This window comes from Homoserinimonas aerilata (genome assembly GCF_006716125.1).
In the GTDB taxonomy this organism is placed as follows: Bacteria; Actinomycetota; Actinomycetes; order Actinomycetales; family Microbacteriaceae; genus Homoserinimonas; species Homoserinimonas aerilata.
In genome coordinates, this window is the sequence record NZ_VFOM01000001.1 from 1,715,779 (window position 1) to 1,742,395 (window position 26,617).

General features: G+C 68.3%; 21 protein-coding genes. 13 read left to right on the top strand and 8 right to left on the bottom strand.

Features of this window, described 5'->3' with window-relative positions; translation table 11 throughout:
• The first annotated feature begins 1 nt into the window (after position 1).
• Positions 2-1,483 (top strand): MFS transporter, encoded by a 1,482-nt coding sequence (locus FB562_RS08100; protein ID WP_141880636.1) that lies wholly within the window; start codon positions 2-4, stop codon positions 1,481-1,483.
• 104 nt (positions 1,484-1,587) lie between these two features.
• Here the strand turns inward: FB562_RS08100 and FB562_RS08105 are convergent, their stop codons facing one another.
• Positions 1,588-2,391 carry an SDR family oxidoreductase gene (locus FB562_RS08105; RefSeq protein ID WP_141880637.1) on the bottom strand — a complete coding sequence of 268 codons (804 nt, stop codon included), beginning with the start codon at positions 2,389-2,391 and terminating at the stop codon, positions 1,588-1,590.
• 109 nt (positions 2,392-2,500) lie between these two features.
• Here FB562_RS08105 and FB562_RS08110 point away from each other — a divergent pair, with 109 nt between their 5' ends.
• From FB562_RS08110 to FB562_RS08140, 7 genes are all read left to right on the top strand, one after another.
• Positions 2,501-3,604, top strand: a complete 1,104-nt coding sequence (locus FB562_RS08110) for an acyltransferase family protein (RefSeq protein WP_141880638.1) — start codon at positions 2,501-2,503, stop codon at positions 3,602-3,604.
• A gap of 136 nt (positions 3,605-3,740) precedes the next feature.
• A complete protein-coding gene (locus tag FB562_RS08115) occupies positions 3,741-5,066 on the top strand; it encodes a bifunctional o-acetylhomoserine/o-acetylserine sulfhydrylase (RefSeq protein WP_141880639.1) in 1,326 nt (441 codons plus the stop codon).
• A gap of 164 nt (positions 5,067-5,230) precedes the next feature.
• On the top strand, positions 5,231-6,436 hold the full coding sequence (gene metX, locus FB562_RS08120; protein WP_141880640.1) for a homoserine O-acetyltransferase MetX: 1,206 nt from the start codon (positions 5,231-5,233) through the stop codon (positions 6,434-6,436).
• Complete coding sequence (locus FB562_RS08125; RefSeq protein ID WP_141880641.1) at positions 6,433-7,104, top strand: response regulator transcription factor; 672 nt, start codon at positions 6,433-6,435, stop codon at positions 7,102-7,104. The genes metX and FB562_RS08125 overlap by 4 nt, the downstream gene beginning before the upstream one ends.
• Before the next feature lie 56 nt (positions 7,105-7,160).
• A complete protein-coding gene (locus tag FB562_RS08130) occupies positions 7,161-8,327 on the top strand; it encodes an ATP-binding protein (protein ID WP_141880642.1) in 1,167 nt (388 codons plus the stop codon).
• On the top strand, positions 8,324-9,568 hold the full coding sequence (locus FB562_RS08135) for a hypothetical protein (protein WP_246081396.1): 1,245 nt from the start codon (positions 8,324-8,326) through the stop codon (positions 9,566-9,568). The genes FB562_RS08130 and FB562_RS08135 overlap by 4 nt, the downstream gene beginning before the upstream one ends.
• Positions 9,569-9,602: 34 nt before the next feature.
• Positions 9,603-10,271 (top strand): response regulator, encoded by a 669-nt coding sequence (locus tag FB562_RS08140; protein WP_185740486.1) that lies wholly within the window; start codon positions 9,603-9,605, stop codon positions 10,269-10,271.
• A gap of 15 nt (positions 10,272-10,286) precedes the next feature.
• Here FB562_RS08140 and FB562_RS08145 read toward each other — a convergent pair whose 3' ends face one another.
• Both FB562_RS08145 and FB562_RS08150 read right to left on the bottom strand, forming a co-directional pair.
• Entirely contained in the window at positions 10,287-11,513 is a 1,227-nt protein-coding gene (locus FB562_RS08145) for a glycosyltransferase 87 family protein (protein ID WP_185740487.1), read from the bottom strand.
• Entirely contained in the window at positions 11,510-12,346 is an 837-nt protein-coding gene (locus FB562_RS08150; protein WP_141880645.1) for an ADP-dependent NAD(P)H-hydrate dehydratase, read from the bottom strand. The genes FB562_RS08145 and FB562_RS08150 overlap by 4 nt, the downstream gene beginning before the upstream one ends.
• Before the next feature lie 22 nt (positions 12,347-12,368).
• Here FB562_RS08150 and FB562_RS08155 point away from each other — a divergent pair, with 22 nt between their 5' ends.
• The gene (locus FB562_RS08155; protein ID WP_246081397.1) at positions 12,369-13,487 is read left to right on the top strand and encodes an NADH:flavin oxidoreductase/NADH oxidase; all 1,119 of its coding nucleotides are present in this window, start codon (positions 12,369-12,371) and stop codon (positions 13,485-13,487) included.
• A gap of 6 nt (positions 13,488-13,493) precedes the next feature.
• Here FB562_RS08155 and FB562_RS08160 read toward each other — a convergent pair whose 3' ends face one another.
• Together FB562_RS08160 and FB562_RS08165 are read right to left on the bottom strand one after the other, a co-directional pair.
• A complete protein-coding gene (locus FB562_RS08160) occupies positions 13,494-14,534 on the bottom strand; it encodes a hemolysin family protein (protein ID WP_141880647.1) in 1,041 nt (346 codons plus the stop codon).
• On the bottom strand, positions 14,531-15,856 hold the full coding sequence (locus tag FB562_RS08165; RefSeq protein WP_141880648.1) for a hemolysin family protein: 1,326 nt from the start codon (positions 15,854-15,856) through the stop codon (positions 14,531-14,533). The genes FB562_RS08160 and FB562_RS08165 overlap by 4 nt, the downstream gene beginning before the upstream one ends.
• A 378-nt stretch (positions 15,857-16,234) precedes the next feature.
• On the opposite strand from FB562_RS08165, the gene FB562_RS08170 reads away from it, so the two are divergent.
• Entirely contained in the window at positions 16,235-17,239 is a 1,005-nt protein-coding gene (locus tag FB562_RS08170) for a type IV toxin-antitoxin system AbiEi family antitoxin domain-containing protein (RefSeq protein WP_141880649.1), read from the top strand.
• A 118-nt stretch (positions 17,240-17,357) separates the two neighbouring features.
• Here the strand turns inward: FB562_RS08170 and guaB1 are convergent, their stop codons facing one another.
• Entirely contained in the window at positions 17,358-18,797 is a 1,440-nt protein-coding gene (gene guaB1 / locus FB562_RS08175; RefSeq protein ID WP_141880650.1) for a GMP reductase, read from the bottom strand.
• Between the two features lie 224 nt (positions 18,798-19,021).
• Between guaB1 and FB562_RS08180 the strand changes: the two genes are divergently transcribed.
• Positions 19,022-22,885: a multifunctional oxoglutarate decarboxylase/oxoglutarate dehydrogenase thiamine pyrophosphate-binding subunit/dihydrolipoyllysine-residue succinyltransferase subunit gene (locus FB562_RS08180; RefSeq protein ID WP_141880651.1), complete on the top strand. Its 3,864-nt coding sequence runs from the start codon at positions 19,022-19,024 to the stop codon at positions 22,883-22,885.
• 186 nt (positions 22,886-23,071) lie between these two features.
• On the opposite strand, the gene FB562_RS08185 is transcribed toward FB562_RS08180, so the two are convergent.
• On the bottom strand, positions 23,072-23,314 hold the full coding sequence (locus tag FB562_RS08185) for a zf-HC2 domain-containing protein (protein ID WP_141880652.1): 243 nt from the start codon (positions 23,312-23,314) through the stop codon (positions 23,072-23,074).
• Positions 23,311-24,021, bottom strand: a complete 711-nt coding sequence (locus FB562_RS08190; RefSeq protein WP_141881155.1) for a sigma-70 family RNA polymerase sigma factor — start codon at positions 24,019-24,021, stop codon at positions 23,311-23,313. The genes FB562_RS08185 and FB562_RS08190 overlap by 4 nt, the downstream gene beginning before the upstream one ends.
• Before the next feature lie 128 nt (positions 24,022-24,149).
• Between FB562_RS08190 and aroA the strand changes: the two genes are divergently transcribed.
• A complete protein-coding gene (gene aroA / locus FB562_RS08195; RefSeq protein WP_141880653.1) occupies positions 24,150-25,559 on the top strand; it encodes a 3-phosphoshikimate 1-carboxyvinyltransferase in 1,410 nt (469 codons plus the stop codon).
• Positions 25,560-25,576: 17 nt separating this feature from the next.
• On the top strand, positions 25,577-26,611 hold the full coding sequence (gene rsgA / locus FB562_RS08200) for a ribosome small subunit-dependent GTPase A (protein WP_141880654.1): 1,035 nt from the start codon (positions 25,577-25,579) through the stop codon (positions 26,609-26,611).
• Positions 26,612-26,617 lie beyond the last annotated feature (6 nt).

Below are 26,617 nucleotides of genomic sequence, written 5' to 3' on the forward strand. Positions count from 1 at the left end.
CATGCGCACACCTCGGGCGAAGAAGCCCCGCTCCATAACCGCTGGGCTCATCGGCTTTCTCATCCTCGTCGAGTTCGTCAGCGGCATCCTGCAGGGCTTCTATGTTCCGCTGATCCCCGACCTGGTGAAGCATCTGGGCATCGCCGACGCCGAGTTCAACGTCTTCGAGGGCACGCAGCTTCTGCTCGCCGCCCTCGTCGTGCCCGTGCTCGCCAAGCTCGGCGACATATACGGCCACAAACGCATCCTGCTCATCTCCACCGTCTTCACTGCGGGCGCGACCTGGTGGCTCGCCTTCGCCGGCGACTACTGGAGCTTTCTCATCGCGTGGACGCTGCAGGCGTTCCTCACCGTGTGGCTTCCGCTCGAGGTTGCGCTCATCTTCGACAAGGGCAGGCGCAGCGGCCACGCCGCATCCTCGACCCGCAAGGCGGCCGGCCTCCTCGTGGTCGGGCTCGAAGCGGGAGCCATCGCGGGCGCACTCGGTGGTTCCGCCGTGTTCAAGGCCTTCGGCGGCGTCGAGCTCCTCGACCTGGCGATCACGCCGACACTCATGGTGCCCGCGGTGGCCGTGACGCTCGTCTTCTTCGTCATCCTCTTCGGCGTGCCCGAGTCGGAGCCGCTCGCCGGACGCCGACTCGACTGGCCCGGCTTCGCCATCCTCACCGCGGCCCTCCTCTGCATCACCATCGGCCTCGCCATCATGAAGGACAGCGGTCCGCAGGGCTGGGTGCTCCTCATCATCGCCGTGGGGCTCCTGCTGTTCATCCCCTTCGCCCTCTTCGAGCTGAAGCAGCCCGACCCGGCCATCGACATCCGGGTGCTCGCCCAACCGAACATGTGGCCCGTGCAGGTGACCGCGTTCCTGGTCGGCATCAGCGTGCTCGGCGCCCAGGCGCCGCTCTCGCTCTACGCGGGAACGCCCCGCGAACTCGGCTACGGTCTCGGGCTCGAGGCGAGCGACATCTCGTACGTGATCGGCCTCTACCTGGTCTCCATGATCATCGGCGCCGTGCTCTACCCGATGCTCGCCCGGCTCACCACTCCGCGCGCCGCCCTCATCGTGTCGGCCGCCTGCGTCGCCCTCGGGTTCCTGCTCTTCGTGCCGTTCCATCTCGAGGTGTGGCAGGTGTGCACCAACATGGCGCTCGTCGGAATCGGCTCCGGCGCGCTCGTCGGAGCCATGCCCGCAGCCGCCGCGGCAGCAGCGCCGCGAGGCCAGACCGGTATCGCGTCAGGCCTCACCAACACGACCAAGACGATCGGCGGCTCGTTCGCATCCTCCGCCTTCGCGATCCTGCTCGCGATCGGCGCCGTACAGATCGCCGGCCAGACGGCGGGCAGCCTCTTCGGCTACATGATGGTGTGGGTCGTCTGCGGCGGCGCGGGGCTCGTGGCGGCGCTGCTGCTGCTCGTCGTGCCGAAGAACGCGTTTGCGGATGCGTCGCACGACGACGAGGCGGCGGCTCTCCGCACCGCCTGAGGAGCGCCGCCCCTCCGCGAGAGGTCAATTTCTGCCCCACGCTGCGCCCGCGAAGGGTAATCTTTGGCCACTCGCGGCAGGGTGGCGGGTGGTGAGAGGGGACCTCAGGCTCGGGGTTTCAGCTCGCCTCGCACGAGCTTGTGCTGTGCGGCCTGCGCGACCGGCCGCACGACGACGAGGTCGAGGTTCACATGCCCGGGCATCTCGAGGGTCTGAACGATGACGCGTGCAATGTCGTCGGCGACGAGCGGATGCGTGACGCCTTCGTAGACGGCGTCGGCCTTCTGCTGGTCGCCGCGCAGGCGGTTCAGCGTGAACTCGGGCGTGTGCACCATGCCCGGCGCGATCTCCGTCACCCTGATGGGCTCGCCCGCGAGTTCCAGCCGGAGCGCACCGACGAGCGCGTGCACGCCGGACTTGGCGGCGTTGTAGCCGCCACCCCCCTCGTAGGGGGTGAGGCCGGCCGTCGACGACACCGTGAGGATGTCTGCGTGCGGCAGCTCCGCATCCGCGTCGCCCTCGTCTATGCCTGCTCGCAGAAGTGGCAGCAGTGCGCTCACGACGCGCTTGACGGCGATGACGTTCACCTCGAACATCCGCTGCCAGTCCTCGACGGCGGCCTCCTCGACGGTGGCGGAGCCGAATGCCCCTCCCGCGTTGTTGACGAGCGCGTGCACGGGGCCGAGCTTCTGCAGGTGCTCGCGCAGCGCATCCACGTCTGATTGCAGGGTGAGGTCGGCGACGAAGATGTCGGCGCCGGTCTCGGCGGCGAGCGCCTCAAGCCGGTCTGCGCGCCGGGCCACGCCGACGACCTCCCAGCCGTGCTCACGGAACAGCCGCACTGTGGCCGCACCGATTCCCGAGCTCGCCCCTGTCACCACGACCCGCCGTGTGCCTGCTCCGCTCATGCCCGTTCCCTCCACACTGTTGTCTTCCAGCACAACGCTAACCCGCGCCGAATAGGCTGGGTGACCGAATCGGCCGCGAGGCCGGGCGCAGGATTACGGCAGGAGCCTCATGACCGACACGGCGAGCATCTCGACCGCGAAGAAGCGCCCGCGCGTGCCCCTGTGGGACAACGCCCGCTTCATCTGTGTGACGCTCGTGGTCGTCGGGCACGGCATCCAGCGCCTCACCTATGACGACGATCATGCGCTCGTGCTGTACCTGTTCATCTACGCGTTCCACATGCCCGCGTTCGCGATCATCAGCGGCTATTTCTCCAAGTCGGGCTCTCCGACGCGTCGGCAGATGACGAAGGTGATCACCGACATCCTGGTGCCGTATCTGATCATGGAGTCGATCTGGACCCTCGTGCAGTTCCTTGTGGAGGGCAAGCAGGAGATCAACCCCTCGAAGCCCTCCTGGACTCTGTGGTTCCTGCTCGCCCTCGGCATCTTCCGGCTGGTTCTGCCGTATCTGGCGCTTCTGCGCTGGCCGCTCGCGTGGGCTGTGCTGCTGTCGATCGGCGTCGGATACCTGAGCAACGTCGACAGCACCTTCTCGCTGTCACGGGCCATCGGCATCCTGCCGTTCTTCGTGCTCGGCTACAAGATCCACGAGTGGGGCGTCATAGAGAAGTGGCGGATGGCGGGGCCGGTCATCTGGTGGGCTCGGGCGGCCGCCGTCGCCGTCTTCGGCGTCTGGTTGACCGTCGTGTGGGTGTTCATCGACCACTGGCGCGCCATCGACCTGAAGTTCTGGTTCTTCTACGACTCCTCCTACAACGACCTGGGCGAGTACCAGTGGACGGCGGGGCTCATGCGACTGGGCGTCATCCTGCTGGCTGTCGTGCTGTGTGCCGCGTTCTTCGTGCTCGTGCCGCGCTCGCGCACCTGGATGACCACGCTCGGCCAGGCGACCATGTACATCTACCTGTTGCACAGTTTTGTTCTCTACCCGCTGCGGCAGACGCCGATCCTGCGCGACAACCCGACGACGCCGTGGCTCATCGGAATGGTGCTGCTCAGCGTGGCCATCAGCATCCTGCTGGCGTCGAAGCCGGTGCGCCGCATCTTCAGGCCGATCGTGGAGCCGAGGCCGCGCTGGCTGTTCGCCTCCTCCGAGCCGAGTGCCGGCGGGCCGTCACGGGTCGACCCGACGGGTTCGCGACGCGACTGAGCGAACGGATGCCCACAGCATCCGATATACCTGCATTACCCCGTATGTCTGTAGCCTTTGACCGGGCCCACCCCGGTTCATAGGCTCAGGATCAGGCCCTGACCACGACCCACCCGACCACCCCTTTTTCTAGGAGATGTCCATGAGCGACAACTGGAAGTTCGAGACCAAGCAGATCCACTCCGGCGCGCAGCCCGACCCCGTCACCAATGCGCGGGCGACGCCGATCTACCAGACCACGGCCTACGTCTTCAACGACGCAGAGCACGCCAAGAACCTGTTCGCGCTGGCCGAATTCGGCAACATCTACACGCGCATCCAGAACCCCACCCAGGATGTCGTCGAGCAGCGCGTCGCAGCCCTCGAGGGCGGCTCGGCGGCCCTTCTGCTCGCTTCGGGGCAGTCAGCGACGACGCTGGCCGTTCTGAACATCGCCCAGTCGGGCGACCACATCGTCGCGTCGTCGTCGATCTACGGCGGCACCTACAACCTCTTCAAGTACACGCTCGCGAAGCTCGGCATCGAGACCACCTTCGTGGAGAACCAGGATGACGCCGAGGAGTGGCGCCGCGCCGTTCGCCCCAACACGAAGCTGCTGTTCGCCGAGACGATCGGCAACCCGCGCATCAACGTGCTCGACATCGAGCTCGTCTCGGGCGTCGCCCACGAGAACGGCCTGCCGCTCATCGTCGACAACACGATCGCGACCCCGTTCCTCATCCGCCCGCTCGACCATGGCGCCGACATCGTCGTGCACTCGGCGACGAAGTTCCTGGGCGGTCACGGCACCGTCATGGGCGGCGTCATCGTCGACGGCGGTCGCTTCGAGTGGTCGAAGAACGTCGAGAAGTTCCCCGGGCTGACCGAGCCCGACCCCAGCTACCACGGCGCCAGCTACACGGCCGCCGTCGGCGACGCGATCGCCTACATCATCAAGGCGCGCGTGCAGCTGCTGCGCGACCTCGGCCCCGCGATCGCCCCGGCGAGCGCCTGGCAGCTCATTCAGGGCCTCGAGACCCTCAGCCTGCGCATCGAGCGCCACGTGCAGAACGCGCAGGAGATCGCCGAGTGGCTGGATGCCCGCGACGACGTCGACACCGTCTACTACGCGGGCCTGCCGTCGAGCCCCTGGTACGCGAGCGCCAACAAGTACGCCCCCAATGGCGTCGGTGCCGTTCTCTCATTCGAGCTGAAGGGCGGCGTCGACGCCGGCCGCGCGCTCGTCGACGGTGTGAGCCTGTTCAGCCATGTCGCCAACATCGGCGATGTGCGCAGCCTCATCATCCACCCCGCGTCGACCACCCACTCGCAGCTGACCCCCGAGCAGCAGCTCACTGCGGGCGTCACCCCGGGCCTCGTGCGTCTCTCGGTGGGCCTCGAGAACATCGACGACATCAAGGCCGACCTCGAGGCGGGCCTCGCCGCGGCCCGCGCCGTCGTGGAGGCCAACCGCCTGGCCTGATCCGGTCATTCCAGCATCGTCGATGCCGGGCCCGGGCGTCCCTTCGGCCGCATGAGCGGCGGAGGCGGCGCCTCGGCCCGGCATCGCTGGTTTCGGGCGGGCGAAGGCGCCGCGGCGTAATACGTGTGCACGCTCCCGGGGTTTTGGGGATACTGGGCTTAGACATGGACTGGCAGACACCCGAAGACAGCGTTCCCTCGAGCTTCATCACAGAGGCGAACAGCCGTGCGCTGCTCGGCAAGCCGCCGGCCACCGGCGCCTGGCGCGAGGGCGACCCGGCAGGGCGCCGCCGCTTCGCCAGTCTCGGCACGCTTCCGCTAGAACGCGGAGGGCACATCCCTCACCTGCGTGTCGCCTTCGAGACGTGGGGCGAACTCGACGACGACGGTGCGAACGCGATCCTCGTGCTGCACGCCCTGACCGGCGACAGCCACCTTGTCGGCCCTCCCGGGCTCGGGCATCCGACTGCCGGCTGGTGGTCCGGCCTCGTCGGGCCGGGCAGGTACATCGACACGAACAGGTGGTTCGTCGTCGCGCCCAACATGCTCGGCGGTTGCCAGGGCACGACGGGCCCGTCATCGCACACGACCGACGGCTTCGAGTGGGGCCCGCGCTTTCCGTACATCACCATCCGCGACCAGGTCGACGCACAGGTCGCCCTCAGCGATTCGCTCGGCATCAGGCGCTGGGCGGCCGTCATCGGCGGCTCCATGGGCGGGATGCATTCACTCGAGTGGGCGGTCGGCCACCCCGACAGGCTCGATCGTGTTGCGGTGCTCGCCGCTCCCCCGCTGAGCAGCGCCGACCAGATCGCCCTCAACTCGGTGCAGATCGAGGCCATCCGCATGGACGAGCGCTTCGCCGGCGGCGACTACTACGAGGCCGCCGACGGAGAGGGCCCCTACCGCGGCCTCGCGCTGGCCCGCCGCATGGCCCTGCTCAACTATCGTTCCCCCGCCGAACTCAATGCCCGCTTCCAGCGCAGCTGGCAGAGCGAGATCAGCCCGCTGGGAGACACCGGTCGTTTCGCCGTCGAGAGCTACCTCGACTTCCACGGCAACAAGTTCACCCGCCGCTTCGACGCGAACTCGTACATCACGCTCGTCGAGGCCATGAACTCGCATGACATCGGGCGCGATCGCGGCGGCATCGATGCCGCTCTCGGCCGCGCGACGGCCAAGGCGCTCGTGCTCGGTATCGACAGTGACAGGCTTTTTCCCGTTCCCGACCAGCGGCTCATCGCGCGTGGGCTCTCCGGCAACATCGACGGCGACGACGCGGTCGTCATCCACTCCGACTTCGGCCACGACGGCTTCCTCATCGAGGATGACCTCGTCGGCCCCCAGCTCGTGCGACTCCTCGAGTCGTGACGCCCACTCGCGGCGACACCGCTCAGCCGCGCCTGATCCGGCTCGGCATCGTCGACGACCATCGGCTGGTCCTCGACGGCATCTCGTCGCATCTGCACATGAGCCATCCCGACATCCGTGTCGTCGCCGCAGAGACCACATGGGTGGGCCTTCTGGCGCATCCGGAGTTCCCCGTCGACGTCGTGCTGTTGGACCTGTCGCTCGGAGACGGCATCCCCATCGCCACAAAAGTTCAGGCGCTCGCGCCGACAGGCGTCGCGATCGTCGTCATGAGCAGACACTCGGATGCCATCACGGTGCAGAGCGCGCTGCATGCGGGCGCCCTCTCCTTCGTGCCCAAATCGGATGACACCGTCGAACTCGTCACGGCCATCCGTGCGGCCGCGGCGGGCCGCCGTCACCGACCCCGCTCGGTCGCCCACGCCACCATCGACGCGATCGCCCCGTCGACGCCCGGGCTCGGCGCCCGCGAGTTGCGCGCGCTCATGCTCTACTCGACCGGTCGCACGGTCAAGGATGTCGCCGCCCTGATGGCCACCACCGAGGAGACCGTCAAGTCGTACCTCAAGCGGGCCAGGCGCAAGTATCTGCGGGCGGGCGTCGACCTCGGCACGAGGGTGCTCCTTCGCCGCCACGCCATCCGGGAGGGCTGGCTGAGCCCCGAATAGCTGCCGCGCCGGGTGTTGTCCCCCATTCGAGGTCACAGTATGTGACTATTGCACGTGTGGATCCCCTAGCCCGAGAGCGCGATCGCCTCCTGCAGCGGTCCGCACGCATGATCGGTCTGGGCTGCACGATCGTGTCGCTCCTGTGCTTCCTCGTGCCGGGGCTTCTCGAGCCCGAGATCTACGTCGCCATCATCCCGCTGTTCGTGGTGCTCATCGCCGTGTTCATCACTCTCGGCAACTCCCGCTCGCTTCTGCTCATCGCCGCCGGCATCCTCGTGGGCCTTGCGATCCTGTTCGTCGTGCAGATGCCAGGCGACACGGGGGCGACGCCAGCGCTGCTGGGTGCGATGGCCCCGCTCGCCGCCGGCACCATGGCCTCCTTCGCGATGGTGCTCATGGGCAGCCGACTGCGGGTCATCATGCTCGTGGGCGCGTTCATCCTCACCATGACGCTCATGATCACGGCCGCACCGGGCAGCGAGCTCGTCGCGCGCAGCGCCATCGTTGTGGTCTTCGGTTGGGCCCTCGTCACACTCTTCGCCTACTGGCTCAGTTCGAGCGTGCCTCGGGCCGCCCGTCGCATCAACAGCATCGGACGTGCCCACAGGGCGGAGCGTCGGGCGAGCGAGACGGAGGCGCAGCGCCGCCAGGGCGCACGGCTGCTGCACGACACGGTTCTCGCGACGCTCACCCTGCTCGCCCACTCCGGCATCGGCGTCGCGCCCGAGTCGATGCGCCAGCAGGCGGCCGACGACGCGCGCCTGCTGCGCCAGCTGAGGCTCGGCGTGACGACCCCTCCGACGGCCTCGGGCAGCTACAACCTCGAACCCGTCGCCGAGACCCCGCTCGGCACGACCCTCGAGTCGGTCAAGCAGCGCTTCGGCCGCATGGGCCTCGAGGTGAGCTGGCACGGCACCGGTCACGTTCTGCTGCCGAGCGATGTGCTCGACGCGTTCCTCCTCGCCCTCTCCGAGTGTCTCGAGAACGTTCGCAGGCATGCGAAGGTGTCGGATGCCCATGTCACCATCACCGAAGACGAGACCACCATCAGGGCCATGGTCACCGATTCGGGCGTCGGCTTCGATCTCGGCAGCCTGACGGAGCAGAACCTCGGCTACAAGGAGTCCATTGTGGGCAGGCTCAGGGAGGTCGGCGGCAACGCCCGACTGTTCTCCTCGCCCGGCGCGGGAACGACCGTCGTGCTGGAGGTACCGCGGGCGTGAGTTATCAGGACATGGGCGAGAACACCCTCGGTGTGGTCGTGGGGCGCCGCAGGAGCAATGGTGGCGGCTCCCCCAACCGCGCGATGCGTCAGGCGAAGGCCATGGGCGCCAGTCTCGGCACCGGCTATCTGGGCGTGGGCGCCGGCGTCATCGCCGCCCTTCAGATGAGCTACGGCCTCGTGCTGCTCGCCCTCAACTGGAACACCTACCCCGACACGCTCGGCGTCGGCGTCGCCTGGCTGCTGCTGCTGCTCTGCCTCGGCGGGGTCGCCGTCTCCATCGCCACCCGCGGCGAGAGCATGCCCGACTGGCTGTTCACTGTTATCGTGATCACGATCCTGCTGGTCATCGCCCTCGATTTCGGCTCGATCTGGCCGCTCGAGAACATCGCCGGCTTCGCCACCGCATCCGCCTGCGCCAGCGCGGGTCTGCTCGTCTCCGTCACGCTGCGACGCGCATGGGAGATCCTGTCGGCGAGCATCCTCATCGCCCTCATCTTCATCGTCGCGATCGTCGTCAACTCGCCCGTCACGGCGACGACCCTGCCCGCGCAGCTGGGGGTCGTCGCCCTCGCCGTGCTCCCGCCCGTCTTCGGCGTCTACGTGGTCAGGCGCTTCCGGCGGCTCGTGCAGACGGAACTCGACCGGGTGCTCGTGCAGAGCACCGTGTCGGCACCGCGCTTCGCCGTCGGCATGCTCGCCTCGGAGGAACTCGCCCGTCTCGACCTCGCCGCTGAGGAGCTGCTCGACTCCGTCGCGACCGGCCGCACGCCCCTCCCCCTCGACCCGAAGACGGCCTCTCGCGCCGCATCCCTCGCCACCGAACTGCGGTTGCACCTCATCGAGGGCCGCCGCGAGACCTGGCTCTACCACGCGGTCACAGAATCCGAGACGCTCGGCCGCTTCGTCGAGCTGAGCGACCGCGGCAGCCTCGCCGGCCTCCTCGACCAGCGCCAGCGCGACGGCCTGCTCGCTGCCGTCTGGCTGCTCGTCAGCGACAGGGAGAAGCGCCCCGCGACCGTACAGCTCACGCTCGGCCCCGCCGCGACCCCGTCGGGAACCGGTGGCAACCACTCCATAACCGTGCCGATCCTGCTCACATCGACGGGCGTGCCCCGCAACAGGGTCGATCCTGCGATCTGGGATGCCATCGGCAAGGTCGGCCATTTCAGCGACTCGATGCACGACGCCAGCCTGCGCGTCGAAATCGAGTGTGTCATGGAAAATCCCGCAGACCGTTAACATGCGTGTAACGCAAAAAGTAAAAGGGGACCCTGTGTCAGCTTCAGAACCGCTTCGGCTCGCCATCGTCGACGACCACAAGATGTTGCTCGGAGCGCTGACCGAATGGGTGAGATCCGCAGCTCCCGACATCAACCTCGTTGCGGCCGTCTCCACCTGGCCCGAGCTGCTCTCACACCCCGACTTCCCCGTCGACGTCGTACTGCTCGACCTCGACCTCAAAGACAATCTGCCGATCTCGCTGAAGATCTCCACGCTCAAGACGACGGGCGTCAAGACCGTGCTCATGAGCACCTACTCCGAGCCGAACGTCGTGCGTGAGGCGCTCGCGGCGGGCGCACTCGGCTACCTCGTCAAGAGCGAGGACGCGTCGATGATCGTCGAGGCGATCAGGGCAGCAGCCAAGAACGAGTCATTCATCTCGGCGGAACTCGACCTGGCCCTCAACTCGACAGAGGTCGGCGGCGCACCCAAACTGAGCGCGCAGGAGCGCCGCGTCATGGCGCTCTACGGCGGCGGCGAACCCGTCAAGGCGGTCGCGTTCCAGCTGGGCATCTCCGAGGAGACCGCCAAGTCATACCTCAAGCGCATCCGTGAGAAGTACCGCATCGCCGGAATCGATGTCGGCACGAAGGTGGCGCTGCGTAAGCGCGCCATCGCCGACGGCATCCTGCTGCGTGGCGAGGCCCCGCGCGACTTCTAGCGCCCTCCTGCCCCGCTACGCGCCACCGCGGCGCCCTCGCGGGGCCGTCACCATGGCGCGAACGGACCAGGCCAGCAGCACGAACTCGAGCACATTGCGAGCGGTCAGCACCGACAGGATGACCGGGTCCAGGTTCAGCAGGTAGCCGTACAGATACGGGTACACGGCCTGGGTGAGCCCGGCGATGACCGCAACGATGAGCGCGGGCACCCGAAACGACGACGCCCTGCCAGCGGCGTGCGCCACGAGTCCGAGCACGATCGGCGCCGCCAGCCATGCCACGAACTGCGGCGACCCGACCTTGTTGACGGCGATGAGCGCCGTCACAAGGGCGAGCGCGAACGGCGGCAGCAGCGCTGCCGGCTTCGCGCCCCTCCCCAGCAGCCACACGGCCAGCACGGCGATCGCGACGGCGACGAGCGCCAGGAGCGGCGTCATCAGCTGAGCCACGATATCGACGCCGTCGCCCCGCACCTGATAGGTGAGGATGCCGTCGTCGTAATAGAGCCCCGTGCCGGGAACCCCCCCCACCCCCATCCACAGCCACGGTGCGCTCACCGGTGCCTCGATCTGCAGGCCGCGGCCCGCCTGTTGGGTGACGAAGGAGAGCAGACTGTTCGCCCCGCCGAGGGCGAGCGACCCGCAGACGACCGCGACGCTCGCGGCGATCGTGCCCGCGAGCATCCGCCATCTGTCCCTGCTAACCACGAGCACGGCGGCGATGAGCGCGGCCGGCCAGACCTTGATCCAGGTCGCGGCGGCCAGCAGGATGCCCGCCACAACAGGATGCTTGGCGAGAAGCGCGACCGCGATGACGGCGAGCGGTGCCGTGATCGAGTCGACGCGCCCCACGGCGATCGGGCCCAGCAGCAGCAGGAACACCGCCCACCACCATCCGGCGCCCAGATTGCGGGCACGGCCCGTCCATCCGGTCACTGCGGCGAGGGCGACACCGTTCAGCAGCACGACGAGCATCAGCCACGAGAGCACGTAGCCGTCGATTCCGGCGACCGCAGCGGCCACCAGAGGGGCCAGAGCGAGCACCGGGTACACCCAGGCGGTGTCGATGCCGACCCACGGGCCGCCGCTCAGGCCCAGCTCCACCCACCAGCGGTACAGGTACACATCGCCGAGGGCGTAGCCGGGGCCCGCGTAGGCGACCCAGCACAACCACACATTCACCGCCAGGAAGGCGGGCCACAGCCATCTCCTGCCGGGCGTCCGCAGGGTCGTGCGCGTCACTCGGCGATCCCCGACAGCAGACCGGCCACCGTCTGCGGGATGGCGGCGTTCAGCTCCAACACCGTGAAGGGCGCGCCGCCGGATGCCCGCAGTGCGGCGAGCGAGTGCACGAGCGACGCCGTCGCGGCCAGTCGCACGAGCATCCGCTCCGCCTCCTCTCCCCCGCCTGCGAGGCCCGCAGAATGCGTGGCGAGCAGCGCGCCGAGGATGCCGCCCAGCGCGTCGCCCGTTCCGGCCGTCGCGAGCCACGGTGTCGCCTCGGCGCACGCCAGTCGCGTGCCGCGCGGGCCGGCGACATGGGTGCGGCTGCCCTTGAGCAGCACGACGGCGCCCAGCCGTTCGGCGGCGACGGCGCACCAGCGCGCCGGGTCTGCGGAGATCTCGTCGGGCTCGACGCCGAGGAGGCGGCCCAGCTCGCGCGCGTGCGGGGTGGCCACAACGGGACCGGATGCGTGCCCCAGGAGGCCCAGCGCACCGGCATCGACGACCGTCGGAACCTTCTCGGAGAGAGCGTCCAGTAGCATCCGCCTCATGTCGTCATCCGGTTCACCCATTCCGGAACCGAGCAGCCAGGCCTGCACGCGACCCTCGGCCGTCACCGCCTCGGGGTGCCGCTGCAGCACGAGGTTCGTCGCCCGCTCCGGCCCGCGATAGCGCACCATGCCCACGCCCGTGCGCAGCGCAGAATCAACCCCGAGCACTGCGGCGCCCGGGTACTGCTCCGAGCCGGTCATGACGCCGAGCACGCCACGCGAGTACTTGTCGTCGTGCGCCCCCGGCCTGGCGATCATCGTCGCGGCGTCACTCGGCGACCACTCCACGAAGGCTTCCATGCAGTCCACGATAGTTTGGAGTGTGACCGCTTCCAGTACTCCCGCCCTGTTCAGCCCGCTCAGCATCCGTTCGACCGTCTTCCGCAACCGCATCTGGGCCGCGCCCATGTGCCAGTACGCCGTGGACCTCGAAGACGGCGTGCCCACCGACTGGCACCTCGTGCACCTGGGCTCCATCGCCCGCGGCGGAGCGGGCCTCGTCATGACGGAGGCGACCGGGGTGAGCCCCGAGGGCCGGATCTCCGCCGAGGACACCGGGATCTACACGGATGAGCAGCGCGACGTCTGGGCCCGCATCGTCGACTTCATCCACTCCCAGGGGGCCGCCGCGGGCATCCAGCTGGCCCATGCAGGTCGCAAGGCCTCGGTGTTCCGCGAGTGGGGAGATCAGGATGGCACGCGGCCCGTCTCGGAAGGAGGCTGGCAGACGCTCGCCCCCTCCGCCATCGCGTTCGACGGCTATGACACGCCCGTCGCGCTCGACAGCGCCGGGATCGACGGCGTCGTCGACGACTTCGTCTCCGCAGCCCACCGCTCCGTCGAGGCCGGCTTCGACGTCATCGAGGTCCACGCCGCGCACGGCTACCTGCTGCACCAGTTCCTGTCGCCCCTGTCCAATCTGCGCGACGACGAATACGGCGGCAGCCTCGAGAACCGGGCACGCCTGCTGCTGCGCGTCGTCACCGCCGTGCGCGCCGCCATCGGCGAGGAGAAGGTGCTCTTCGTGCGCTTCTCCGGCACCGACTGGGTCGAGGGGGCCTGGGACGTCGAACAGACCACTACGGTCGCCCGCTGGGCGAGCGAGGCCGGAGCCGACCTCTTCGACATCTCCACAGGCGGCGTCGTCGACGGGGTGAAGATCTCCGTCGGACCCGGATACCAGGTTCCCTTCGCCGAGCATGTGCGCCGCGAGGGCGGCGTGCGCACATCCGCCGTCGGCCTCATCTCGGATGCCCGTCACGCATCACAGGTGATCGAATCCGGTCAGGCGGATGCCGTCATGCTGGGGCGCAAGCTGCTGCGCGACCCGAACTTCCCGCAGAGGGCAGCGATCGAGCTCGGGCTCGACGCACACACGGCGGGCGGACTCGTGCCACCGCAGTACAACCGCGCGCGCTGGCACGACGAAGTCGACTCCTGAGGCGCCCTACAGTCGGCGGGTGGCGTCCTGCACTTCGCCGACCAGCTCCTCGATGATGTCCTCAAGGAACAGCACGCCGCGCGTGGCGCCCGACTCCTCGAACACCCGCGCGATGTGCACACCTGAGCGGCGCATCGCAGCGAGGGCATCCTCGAGTTCCATGTCGCGGTAGATGGAGATGAGCTGGCGGATGCGCTTCGGCGGCACAGGCTCCAGGAACTCACCCGTGTCGTCGAGGTCGATGACATCCTTCAGATGCAGGTAGCCGGTCGGCTCACCCTCATCGTCGACGAGCACATAGCGAGAGAAGCCGTGCTGGGCTACGGCGCGCTCCACATCGGCCGGCGTGGCCGCCTCCGAGAGGCTCACCAGATCGCCCATACCCACCTCGATGTCACGCACCTTCTTCTGCGTGAACTCGAAGGCGTTGCTGAGCGCTCCCGTGCGGTCGGTGAGCACACCCTCGCGCGTGGAATGTGCGACGATGTTGGCGACCTCGTCGACCGTGTACGAGCTGGTCGCCTCACTCTTCGGCTGAACGCGGAAGAGCAGCAGAACCCCGTTCGCCGTGGCGTTCAGCGCCCAGATCACGTGACGGAACACGCGCGAGACCCACACGAGCGGCGGAGCCAACAGCAGAGCCATGCGATCGGGCAGCGAGAACGACAGGTTCTTCGGAACCATCTCGCCGAACACCACATGCAGGAAGGAGACCAGCACGAGCGTCACGATGAACGCGAGAGTGCCGATGACCTCCTCCGACCAGCCGGTCAGCTGCAGCGGAAGCTCCAACAGGTGGTGGATGGCCGGCTCTGAGACGTTCAGGATGAGAAGCGAGCACACCGTGATGCCCAGCTGGCTCGTCGCCAACATGAGCGTCGCATGCTCCATCGCGTAGAGCGTCGTCTTCGCGGCGCGCGAACCCGCCTCCGCCTTCGGCTCGATCTGCGATCGCCGCGCGGAGATCACCGCGAACTCGGCACCGACGAAGAAGGCATTGGCAAGCAGAAGGATGAACAGCCAGGCGATACCCCACCAATCGGTCATCGTCGCTCAACCCCTTCACTCGCCGGCGCATCCGGGTCGGGGGTGAAACGCACGCGGTCGATGCGGCGGCCGTCCATGCGCTCGACCCTGAACTCGCCGGCGTCGACACGCACGGTGTCGCCCACCACGGCCAGACGGCCCAGCTCGCTCATGATGAAGCCGGCGACCGTCTCGTAGGGTCCGTCCTCCGACACCACGACATCCGCCCGCTCCAGAAGCTCATCGGGGCGCAGCATGCCGGGGAACGTCAACCAGCCGCGCGAACGCACGACGCCCGCACGGGCACGATCGTGCTCGTCGGCGACCTCACCGACAAGCTCCTCCACCAGATCCTCCAGCGTGGCGACCCCGGCCGTTCCGCCGTACTCGTCGACGACGATCGCCATCTGATAGCCGCGCTGCCGCAGCTCACCCAGCAGGGAGTCGAGCTTCATGGTCTCAGGAACCCGCAGAGCCGAACCCTGCAGTGCCGAAGCCGGAACATCCGCCCGCTTCTCGCGCGGAACCGCGACCGCCTGCTTCACGTGCACGACACCGACGACGTCATCGATGCTGTCGTCGATGACCGGAAAACGCGACAGGCCCGTGCTCTTGGCCAACTCGATGACCACCTGGGCCGAATCGGTGCGGTCCACGCTCGCCACGCGGGGTCGCGGCGTCATGACGTCGGCGGCGACATGCTCGCTGAACACGAGCGTGCGCGAGAGCAGCGTGGCCGTGTCGACCTCGAGCGTGCCCTCCTTCGCCGAACGACGCACAAGCGACCGCAACTCCTCGGCGGTTCGCGCCGACGACAGCTCCTCCTTCGGCTCGATGCCGACAGAGCGCAGGATGACGTTGGCCGTGTTGTTCAGCAGCACCACAGCGGGCCGGAACGTCCAGGTGAACGCGGTCTGGAACGGCACCACAAGCTTGGCCGTCGCGATCGGCAGGGCGAGCGCGAAGTTCTTGGGCACCAGCTCGCCGATGATCATCGAGAGCAGCGTGGCGACGCTCACCGCGATGACGGCCGCGATCCCGCGCGTCACCTCCGAAGGGAACGGGAGCGTGCTGAGCGGGCCAGCGAGCATGCCGCTGAACGCCGGCTCGAGCGTGTACCCGGTCAGCAGCGTCGTCAGCGTGATGCCCAGCTGCGCACTCGACAGGTGCGTCGAGGTGTGCCTGAGCGCCGCGATGGTCATGCCGAGCCGCGTCTCGCCACGCGCCTGGCGCGCTTCGAGCTCGGAGCGTTCGAGATTGACGAGAGAGAACTCGGATGCGACGAAGAGGCCGGTTCCGATGGTGAGCACCAGGCCGATGCCCAGCAGAGTCAACTCGTGCATGGTGAACCGGCAGGGCAACTAGAGGGAGGGTCGTCCATTTGCTCTGAGTATAACCGTCGCAGGCGACAGGGCGGCTGTGAGCCCTCGCTGTGCTCGCCCGGGCTCGCTCCTCCACCCCGGGCTCATTCCTCCTCGCCCGCCCTCACCTGTGCTCACCGCTCCGCGCCACGGGGACTCCGCCAGCGCTTCACCCGACACGTCGCGACACATCCGCCCCCTCCACGGGTACAGCCGTGTCGCGAAGTGTCGGGTGAAGGGCTGCGGGCACCACTTTCAGGCGCGGCGCACGGCTCCTCAACAGGCTTCGTTCCGGCGACGGATGCCACGGGTCGCCGGCGCGCGCTCCCTTGGTCGCCCGCCGCGCACGACACTCGAGTGATGCACACACATTCCCACTCGCGCGGCGGCATCCTCCTGACGAGCGAGATCCTGCGCCTCGGTGAACAGCCCAGGCAGGTGCAACGGCTGCAGCGGGCCGGGAGCCTGCAGCGACTGAGGCGCGGAGTCTTCGTGGATGCCGAGAAGTGGGTCGGTGCCACACCGCGGTCGAAATACCTGCTGCGGCTGCGCGCCGTCGCGGCAACCCGCATCCGCGAACCCGTCTTCAGCCACGCCTCGGCAGCCGCCATTCATGGCCTCCCATTGCTCCACAGACAGATGCTCGCAGCCCACATCAGCTCGGATCCGGTCGGGCGGTCACGTAACGGCGTGATCCGGCACAGATCTCTGCCCGGGCGCACTGCCGAGCTCATCGACGGCCTCTGGTGCACCTCGCTCGCCGACACGCTGGCGGACCTCGCGCTCACATCCGATCTCGCCGCCTTCGTCGTGCCCGCCGACCATGCCCTGCACCGTGTCGCGCGTGACGCGCTGCTCCCAGGCGAGTGGGCCGTCGTGGAGTCAACGGCTGCGGGTGATGCCGCACGCGCGTTCTCCGAGCGCGTACGGGAGTCGATCCTCGCAACGGGTCGAACGCGCGGCCTTCATCAGGCGCTCCGTTCCCTCGCGTTCGCGACGCATCTCGCCGACTCCCCCGGCGAATCGGTCAGCCGGTGCACCATCCACCTGCTCGGGTTCCCTGCGCCGGAACTGCAGCATCCGTTCCATGACGAGGACGGCTTCATCGGCTGGAGCGACTTCTGGTGGCCCGGGCAGCAGGTCGCGGGCGAGTCCGACGGAGAGGGGAAGTATCTTGACCCAGCGATCCTCCAGGGTCGCACGACGGAGCGGGCTCTGGTCGATGAGAAGTGGCGGGAGGATCGCATCCGCAACACCGGCGCCAGGGTCGTCCGCTGGGATTGGGCGACCGCCCGCGACCCGAAGAAGCTCCACGCCAGGCTGTTCGCCGCCGGGCTGCGGTTGGAGAGCCGCGGGCGCGCCTGACACCACTCAGCCGCTGCAGTCGGCTCGATCCCCGCTCACCCGACACTTCGCGACACATCCGCCCCCTCCACAGGTACAGACGTGTCGCGAAGTGTCGGGTGAGAGCGGCGAGACCGCGCTACCAGCTGACCGGCAGCGCCTTTCCCTCTTCGTAGCCTGCGGCCGACTGGATGCCGACGAGCGCGCGCTCGTGGAAGTCCGCGAGCGACGTCGCCCCCGCATAGGTGAAGGAGCTGCGCACACCCGAGGTGATCATGTCGAGCAGGTCCTCCACCGAGGGGCGCAGCGGGTCGAGGTAGATCTTCGAACTCGAGATGCCCTCCGCGAAGAGCTCCTTGCGTGCCAGCTCGTACGGGTCGAGCCTGCCGAAACGCTCATGCACGGCCTTGGTGGACGCCATGCCCCAGCTCTCCTTGTAGAGCCGGCCGGCGTCATCCGCCTGCAACGTTCCCGGCGCCTCGACGGTGCCGGCGAACCAGGAGCCGATCATCACAGCCGATGCGCCGGCCGCGAGGGCGAGCGCGACATCACGCGGGTACCGCACGCCGCCGTCAGCCCACACGTGCGCGCCCAGCTCGGCCGCAGCATCCGCCGTCTCGAGCACGGCCGAGAACTGGGGCCTCCCCACCGCGGTCATCATGCGGGTCGTGCACATCGCGCCGGGTCCGACACCGACCTTGAGGATGTTCGCCCCCGCCGAGACGAGGTCGCGCACGGCCTGCGCCGTCACGACATTGCCCGCGACGATCGGCAGCCCGAGGTCGAGCGAGGCCACCGACTCGACCGCCCGCAGCATGCCCTCCTGGTGCCCGTGGGCCGTGTCGACGACGAGCAGGTCGACGCCCGCCTCGGCGAGTGCCCGCGCCTTCGTCGCGATGTCACCGTTGATGCCGAGCGCTGCGGCCACCCGCAGGCGACCGGATGCGTCGACGGCCGGCTCGTAGAGGGTGCTGCGCAGGGCGCTGCGGCGGCTGAGCGTTCCGACGAGCCTGCCGTGGTGCAGCACGGGCGCGAAGTCGAGATCGGCGGCGACCATCAGGTCGAAGGCGGCGCGTGCATCCGTCACATCGTCTGCGTCGATGGAGGTGAGTTCGCCGTGCAGCAGATCTCCGAGGCGCGCGTCGGGGATCGCCGTCGCCAGTCGGGCTGCGGGCAGGCAGCCCAGGTATTCGCCCGCACCGTCGCGCAGCACGATTCCCTGACCTGCGACGGCGGGAACGAGTTGGAGCGCGTCGGCGACCGTCTGCTCGGCCGAGAAGTCGAGCGGGGTGTCGAAGGAGACCGACTGATCCTTCACCCAACGGATGGCGGCGTCGAGCTCCTGCAGCGGCAGATCCTGGGGAAGCACACCGAGGCCGCCACGCCGGGCCAGGGTGGCGGCGAGCCGCGGGCCCGTCACCGAGTTCATGTTCGCCGAGACGATGGGGATGGTGGCCCCCGATCCGTCGGTCGCCGCAAGCGAGACGTCGAGCCTGCTGCGGATGCCCGAACGACTGGGCAGCAGGAAGACATCCGAATAGGTCAGGTCATGGCTCGGTGTCGCCTCGTAGAACTTCATCCATTCAGGCTAGCTCTGTTGGCCCGCAAAAGGCATGGCAGGTCGCTTCTTGGACCCCGGATGCGGCCTTCCGCGACCTGCAATCAAAATTGACTCTTTTTAACCGCGATGCCAGACGCGAGGCGGCGGCAGCGCTCAGCCAAAGCGATTACGCTTGAGTCTGTGTGTGGCCAGAGACGTGCGCACACGGAGACAACGACAGAGACAACGGAGAGTGGGCGGCTGTGTCTAGCCAAGTGACCGGAACCGAACCTGGCGAAGGATCGTCCGGCGAGTTCGGAGCCAATGAGTGGCTCGTGGACGAGATGTACGAGCAGTTCAAGGCCGACAGGAATGCTGTCGACAAGTCGTGGTGGCCGATCCTCGAGAACTACCACCAGTCGAAGACCGCTCAGGCCCCCGCAGAGGCTCCCGCAGAGCAGTGGGCTCCCCCGGCGACACCAGCGCAGCAGCCTGAGCAGGCCGCGCCGCAGCAGGCCGCACCGGCTTCGGCTGCCCCCGCCGCTCCTGCTGATCCTGCTGCCGCCGCTCCTGCACAGCAGGCCGCGCCCGCCGCAGATACCGCAGGTGCTGAGCCGCCCACGACGACCGGCAGCCAGCCTGTGGCCCGCACCACGTCGATCCAGGCCAAGCCTGCACCGATCCCCGCGGAGGCACCCGTTGCGCCCGCGAAGCCCGCAGCCGTGCCGGCCGACGCCGAGAAGCCGGCGGAGCCGCAGAACGTCGTCACGACCCTCAAGGGCATGGCCAAGGCCGTTGCGACGAACATGGATGCGAGCCTCACCGTTCCGACGGCCACGAGCGTGCGCACCATCCCCGCGAAGCTGATGATCGACAACCGCATCGTCATCAACAACCACATGAAGCGCTCCCGCGGTGGCAAGATCTCCTTCACCCACCTCATCGCCTGGGCGATGGTGAAGGCGCTGCGCGACTTCCCCAGCCAGAACGTCTTCTACGACGAGGTCGACGGCAAGCCCTCCGTCGTGCAGCCCGCCCACATCAACCTGGGTATCGCGATCGACCTGCCGAAGCCTGACGGCACGCGCAGCCTCGTCGTGCCCGGCATCAAGAAGACCGAGTCGATGGGCTTCGGCCAGTTCCTCTCCGCCTACGAGGATGTCGTCAAGCGCGCCCGCGACAACAAGCTGACGATGGCCGACTACTCGGGCAACACCATCTCGCTGACCAACCCGGGCGGCATCGGCACGGTCCACTCGGTGCCGCGTCTCATGAAGGGCGCCGGATGCATCATCGGCGCCGGCGCGCTCGAATACCCTGCAGAGTTCCAGGGCATGTCGGCGACGACGCTCTCGGATCTCGGCATCGGCAAGACGATCACGCTCACCTCCACCTACGACCACAGGGTCATCCAGGGTGCTGGCTCCGGCGAGTTCCTCAAGCTCGTGCACGAACGCCTCATCGGCAAGCACGACTTCTACGAGGAGATCTTCTCCGATCTGCGCATCCCGTACCAGCCCATCCAGTGGGGCTCGGACATCCACGTCGACAAGGCGAGCGCGGTCAACAAGACCTCACGCGTGCAGGAGCTCATCAACTCCTTCCGCGTGCGCGGCCACCTCATGGCCGACATCGACCCGCTCGAGTACGTGCAGCGCAAGCACCCCGACCTCGACATCGCCAGCCACGGTCTCAGCTTCTGGGATCTCGACCGCGATTTCGTCACGGGCGGGCTCGGTGGCCGCAACTCCGCCAAGCTGCGTGACATCCTCGGCATCCTGCGCGACGCATACTGCCGCACGGTCGGCGTCGAGTACATGCACATCCAGGATCCTGCCCAGCGCAAGTGGGTGCAGGACAGGCTGGAGGCGCCGTACGAGAAGCCGACCCACGCCGAGCAGATGCGCATCCTTGCGAAGCTCAACGAGGCGGAGGCCTTCGAGACCTTCCTGCAGACGAAGTATGTGGGCCAGAAGCGCTTCAGCCTTGAGGGCGGCGAGTCGACGATCGCCCTTCTCGACGCGATCCTCCAGGGTTCAGCCGAGGCGGGCCTTGAAGAGGTCGCCATCGGCATGACCCATCGTGGTCGTCTCAACGTGCTCACGAACATCGCAGGCAAGACCTACGGTCAGATCTTCAGGGAGTTCGAGGGCACTCAGGATCCGCGCACCGTTCACGGTTCCGGTGACGTCAAGTACCACCTCGGCACCGAGGGCACGTTCACGAGCCTCGGCGGCGAGCAGATCCCCGTGTATCTCGCGGCGAACCCCTCGCATCTTGAGGCTGTCGACGGTGTGCTCGAGGGGATCGTGCGCGCCAAGCAGGACCGCAAGCCGATCGGAACCTTCCAGGTCGTTCCGATCATGGTGCACGGCGACGCCGCCATGGCGGGCCAGGGCATCGTCGCCGAGGTGCTGCAGATGTCGCAGCTGCGCGGCTACCGCACGGGCGGCACGATCCACATCGTCATCAACAACCAGGTGGGCTTCACGACGCCGCCGGACGAGGGACGCACCTCGGTGTACTCGACGGATGTCGCCAAGACCATCCAGGCGCCCGTCTTCCATGTCAACGGCGATGACCCTGAGGCGGTTGTGCGTGTCGGTGAGCTCGCGCTCGCCTACCGCCAGGAGTTCCACCGCGATGTCGTCATCGACCTGATCAGCTATCGCCGCCGCGGCCACAACGAGGGCGACGACCCCTCGATGACGCAGCCGCTCATGTACAACCTGATCGAGGCCAAGCGCAGCGTTCGCACGCTGTACGGTGAGGCTCTCGTCGGGCGCGGTGACATCACAGAGGACGAGTACGCCGGCGCGCAGGCAGACTTCCAGGATCGCCTCGAGCGGGCGTTCCTCGAGACGCACGCCGCGCAGACGAACTCCATGCCGATCGTCACGGTCGACCCGAACGCCGTCTCCGATCTGGAGCGCCCCGAATCGCAGCAGGACGACCGAGCGGGCGAACCCGAGACGACAGCCGTCTCGGAGGGCGTCATCGCCACCGTCGGCGACGCGCACGCGAACCCGCCCGCCGGCTTCACCGTGCACAACAAGCTGCAGGCGCTGCTGAAGAAGCGCTTCGACATGAGCCGCAACGGCAACGTCGACTGGGGCTTCGGCGAGCTGCTCGCGCTCGGATCTCTTCTCCTCGAGGGCACCCCGGTGCGCTTCGCGGGGCAGGATGCGCGCCGCGGCACCTTCGTGCAGCGTCACGCCGTGCTTCACGACCGCGTCAACGGGCAGGAGTGGCTGCCGCTGCTCAACCTGAGCGAGAACCAGGCCCGCTTCTGGATCTACGACTCGCTGCTCAGCGAGTACGCCGCCATGGGCTTCGAGTACGGCTACTCGGTCGAGCGAGCGGATGCCCTGGTGCTGTGGGAGGCGCAGTTCGGCGACTTCGCGAACGGTGCCCAGATCGTCATCGACGAGTTCATCGCCAGCGCCGAGCAGAAGTGGGGCCAGCGCTCGAGCGTCGTGCTGCTGCTGCCGCACGGCTACGAAGGCCAGGGGCCCGACCACTCCTCGGCGCGCATCGAACGCTTCCTGCAGCTCTGCGCCGAGAACAACATGACAGTGGCACGGCCGTCGACGCCCGCGTCGTACTTCCACCTGCTGCGCCGCCAGGCATACGCGCGCCCGCGCCGCCCGCTCGTCGTCTTCACCCCGAAGGCGATGCTGCGACTGCGTGGCGCCACGAGTGAGGTTGCCGACTTCACGAACGGCCGCTTCGAGCCCGTCATCGACGACGCGAACGTCGTCGACAAGGGCGCCGTCAAGCGTGTCGTGCTGCACGCCGGCAAGCTGCACTACGACCTGAAGGCAGAGCTCGAGAAGCGCGGCCAGAGCGACGTGGCCCTCGTGCGCGTCGAACAGTACTACCCGCTGCCGCTGCGCGAGCTCTCCTCGGTGCTCTCGCAGTACCCGAACGCGGAGCTGCTGTGGGCGCAGGAGGAGCCGGAGAACCAGGGCGCCTGGCCGTTCATCTGCATGGAGCTGCTGCGCAACCTGCCCAGCCGCGAGGTGAAGCTGTCATCGCGCCCCGCATCCGCCTCCCCCGCGACGGGGTCGACGAAGCGCAGCGCGCAGGAGCAGGCCGACCTGATCGACCGCGCGCTCACGCTCTAGACACGAGCACACGTAAAGGGGCGGGCATCCGATGGATGCCCGCCCCTTGCGTTGTTTGTGGCTGCGGTTTCGAGACGGCACTTCGTGCCCCTCAACCGGCGGGTTACTCTGCTGCTCGAGGTGGTGCGGTCTACCGCGCCAGTCTCGAGACCACAGGCCCGACCCAACGGGCGGGCCGTGCGACGGTCAGTGGGTGGACTGGATCTCGCGCAGTTTGAGCATCACCTGCGAGCGCAGGTCCTCCGGCGCGGTCTCCTTGCAGGCGCGCTGCATCACATGGGTGAGGGCGACGCCGACGCTGGCCTCATAGCTGCAGTCGTCGCATCCCTCGATGTGGTGGCGAACATCCTCGGCGTCCTTGCCGCGAAGCTCGTTGTGCAGGTACTCCTCGAGTTCGGCTTTCGCCTTCTCGCATCCGCAGTCGGTCATTTTCTGCTCCTGGTGGGGGCGGCCTTGATGCCGCGATCGTTTGCGTAGTCGGCAAGCAGGCCGCGCAGCAGCCTGCGCCCCCGATGCAGTCTGCTCATGACGGTGCCGACGGGTGTCTTCATGATGTCGGCGATCTCCTGGTAGGCGAAACCCTCCACGTCGGCCAGGTAGACGGCCAGCCTGAAATCTTCGGGGATCGCCTGCAGCGCATCCTTCACCGCACTGTCGGGCAGGTGATCGATGGCCTCAGCCTCGGCAGAGCGTGACGCGGTCGACGTGGTCGACTCCGCACCGCCCAGCTGCCAGTCCTCGAGATCGTCGATCGTGCCCTGGTACGGCTCGCGCTGCTTCTTGCGGTAGGTGTTGATGAAGGTGTTGGTGAGGATGCGGTACAGCCAGGCCTTCAGGTTGGTGCCCTGCTCGAACTTGGCGTACGCGGCGAAGGCCTTCACGAAGGTCTCCTGCACGAGGTCGGCGGCATCCGCGGGGTTGCGCGTCATGCGCATGCCCGCCGCGTAGAGCTGATCCATGAACGGCATCGCCTGCTCCTCGAACAGGTCGCGCAGTTCGTCGGCGCTGAGCGCAGGCTTCTCGACCTCTTCCGGCACCTCGGGCGCGACCGGCGCCTCAGGGGCGGCAGTGGTTTCGCCGGATGCGGCGGCGAGGGCGGCCGCATCGGCGTCGGAGGGAAGGTCGGGGGTTGGCATGTCCATCGCCGACAAGCTTAGTTGCCACACCGGTAGGTCTCCCGGGTGCAGGGAAATGGGGCGTTCCGCCAGCAGGCTCACCATGACTCCTGTCTCATCCCTCGAACTGCCGATACTCTGTAACAACGATGCTGATCTCCAAATATTCCAATCCTGAGTTCGACCCGTATGAGAGCGACTCGCTCGTCGAACCAGGTGATGACGGCCCCTGGGAGGCGCCCACGGCATCCGGACCCCTCGCGGCGACGCTGTCGCTGCCCGGCTCGAAGTCGCTGACGAACCGCGAGCTGGTGCTTTCGGCCATCTCGGATGGCGCCTCGACGCTGCGCGCGCCGCTGCATTCGCGCGACTCGACGCTCATGGTGCAGGCGCTGCGTGGGCTGGGCACCATCGTGGAGGAGGTCGGAGCCGGCCCCTACGGGCCCGATCTGCTGATCACGCCGGGCGAGCTGACCGGTGGCACGTCCATCGACTGCGGCCTGGCCGGCACCGTCATGCGCTTCATCCCGCCGCTCGCGGCACTCGCGCTCGGCCCCGTCTCGTTCGACGGCGACGAGGCGGCCCGCCGCCGCCCCATGCGCACCACCGTCGACTCCCTGCGTCACCTCGGCATCGATGTGAATGACGACGGGCGCGGCACGCTGCCGTTCAGCCTCTACGGAACGGGAGAGGTGGAGGGCGGGGAGATCGCGATCGACGCCTCCGCCTCCAGCCAGTTCGTCTCCGGCCTGCTGCTGGTGGCGGCACGCTTCAGGCGCGGCCTCACGCTCGTGCACACGGGCGACACCCTGCCGAGCATGCCGCACATCGAGATGACGATCGCGACCCTGCGCGAGCGCGGCGTCGAGGTCGAGTCCCCCGAGCCGGGCCGCTGGGTGGTTGCACCCGGGCCGATCAGAGCCAGAAGCGTCGACATCGAGCCTGACCTGTCGAATGCGGCTCCGTTCCTGGTGGCTGCGCTCGTCGCGGGCGGCACCGTCACCATCGAGGGGTGGCCGGATGCGACGACACAGGTGGGAGCGCATCTGGAGCAGATCCTTCCCCGCTTCGGGGCGAAGGTCACCCGCTCCGGCGGCGCGCTCACCGTCGACGGGGGTGCCGGCATCATCGGCGGCGCGCAGGTTCCCGGCATCGAGCTCGACCTGAGCGAGGGCGGCGAGCTCGGCCCGGCCCTCGTCGCACTCGCGGCACTCGCCGACGGCCCGAGCCGCGTGACCGGCATCGGTCACCTTCGCGGGCACGAGACGGACCGTCTGGCCGCCCTCGCCGCCGAGATCAACGGCCTCGGCGGCGCCGTCACCGAACTGCCCGATGGCCTCCTCATCGAGCCACGCCCGCTGCACGGCGGCCTCTGGCACAGCTACGAGGACCACCGGATGGCCACGGCCGGGGCCATCATCGGCCTCGGCGTGCAGGGGGTGCTGATCGACGACATCGCCACCACCGCGAAGACGCTGCCACAGTTCGCCGAGCTGTGGACCGGCCCACTGCTGGGGCGGGCGCCCGCCGTCGCATCCGACCCCCTCGGGCTTCTCTAGAGCATGGCGTCGCACCGATGAGCTGGCTCAGCGACGACGACGATGACGGCGACGACAAGTACGCGGACTATGAGGCTCGTGCGCGCCCCAATCCGAAGGGCAACAAGCCGCGCACGAAGATCCGGCCGGAGCACGGCGACGCCGTGACCGGGCGCGTGCTCACCGTCGACCGCGGGCGGTACACGGTGCTGCTCGGCGACGAGGTCGGCGACACCGTCGAGGAGCACGAACTGACCGCCACGAGGGCGCGCGAGCTGCGCCGCCAGGCGATCGTCACGGGCGACCGGGTCGACGTCGTCGGCGACACCTCGGGCGACGAGGGCAGCCTCGCCCGCATCGTGCGCATCCAGCCCCGCACGACCGTGCTGCGCCGCAGCGCCGACGACTCCGACGAGGTCGAACGCATCATCGTCGCCAACGCCGACCAGATGCTCATCGTCGTCGCGGCAGCCGACCCCGAGCCACGCCCCCGACTCGTCGACCGCTACCTCGTGGCCGCCTACGACGCCGGCATCGAACCCATCCTGTGCATCACCAAGACCGACCTCACCGACCCTGCGGAGTTCCTCGCGAACTTCGCGGGCCTCGACCTGACGGTCGTCACAAGCGGGCTGGATGCGACCCCCACCGAGCGACTGCGCGAACTGCTGCGAGGCCACACGACGGTGGCCGTCGGGCACTCCGGCGTGGGCAAGTCGACGCTCGTGAACGCGCTCGTGCCCAGCGCGAATCGCGCCATCGGCCGAGTCAACGACGTCACAGGGCGAGGGCGGCACACCTCGTCGTCGACGGTGTCGTACCGCTTCGCGGACGGGTGGATCATCGACACCCCCGGCGTGCGCTCCTTCGGCCTCGGCCATGTCAAGGTGGAGAACATCCTGCGCTCATTCACCGACCTGGCGGAAATCGCGGAGGACTGCCCGCGTGGCTGCACACATCTGCCCGGCTCCCCCGACTGCGAGATCATCGACCGCGTCGGCGCGGGCGAGCTCGGCGACATCGGGCGGCAGCGGCTCGACTCGTTCCAGCGTCTGCTCGCGTCGCTCGCCTGAGCCGGC

Coding starts and splice junctions, on each gene's coding strand:
- FB562_RS08190 (WP_141881155.1), bottom strand. CDS start 24,021: ATGCCAACCCCCGACCTTCCCTCCGACGCCGATGCGGCCGCCCTCGCC.
- FB562_RS08115 (WP_141880639.1), top strand. CDS start 3,741: ATGTCCATGAGCGACAACTGGAAGTTCGAGACCAAGCAGATCCACTCC.
- FB562_RS08110 (WP_141880638.1), top strand. CDS start 2,501: ATGACCGACACGGCGAGCATCTCGACCGCGAAGAAGCGCCCGCGCGTG.
- FB562_RS08150 (WP_141880645.1), bottom strand. CDS start 12,346: ATGGAAGCCTTCGTGGAGTGGTCGCCGAGTGACGCCGCGACGATGATC.
- FB562_RS08100 (WP_141880636.1), top strand. CDS start 2: ATGCGCACACCTCGGGCGAAGAAGCCCCGCTCCATAACCGCTGGGCTC.
- FB562_RS08165 (WP_141880648.1), bottom strand. CDS start 15,856: ATGCACGAGTTGACTCTGCTGGGCATCGGCCTGGTGCTCACCATCGGA.
- rsgA (WP_141880654.1), top strand. CDS start 25,577: ATGAGCTGGCTCAGCGACGACGACGATGACGGCGACGACAAGTACGCG.
- aroA (WP_141880653.1), top strand. CDS start 24,150: ATGCTGATCTCCAAATATTCCAATCCTGAGTTCGACCCGTATGAGAGC.
- guaB1 (WP_141880650.1), bottom strand. CDS start 18,797: ATGAAGTTCTACGAGGCGACACCGAGCCATGACCTGACCTATTCGGAT.
- FB562_RS08185 (WP_141880652.1), bottom strand. CDS start 23,314: ATGACCGACTGCGGATGCGAGAAGGCGAAAGCCGAACTCGAGGAGTAC.
- FB562_RS08170 (WP_141880649.1), top strand. CDS start 16,235: ATGCACACACATTCCCACTCGCGCGGCGGCATCCTCCTGACGAGCGAG.
- metX (WP_141880640.1), top strand. CDS start 5,231: ATGGACTGGCAGACACCCGAAGACAGCGTTCCCTCGAGCTTCATCACA.
- FB562_RS08105 (WP_141880637.1), bottom strand. CDS start 2,391: ATGAGCGGAGCAGGCACACGGCGGGTCGTGGTGACAGGGGCGAGCTCG.
- FB562_RS08160 (WP_141880647.1), bottom strand. CDS start 14,534: ATGACCGATTGGTGGGGTATCGCCTGGCTGTTCATCCTTCTGCTTGCC.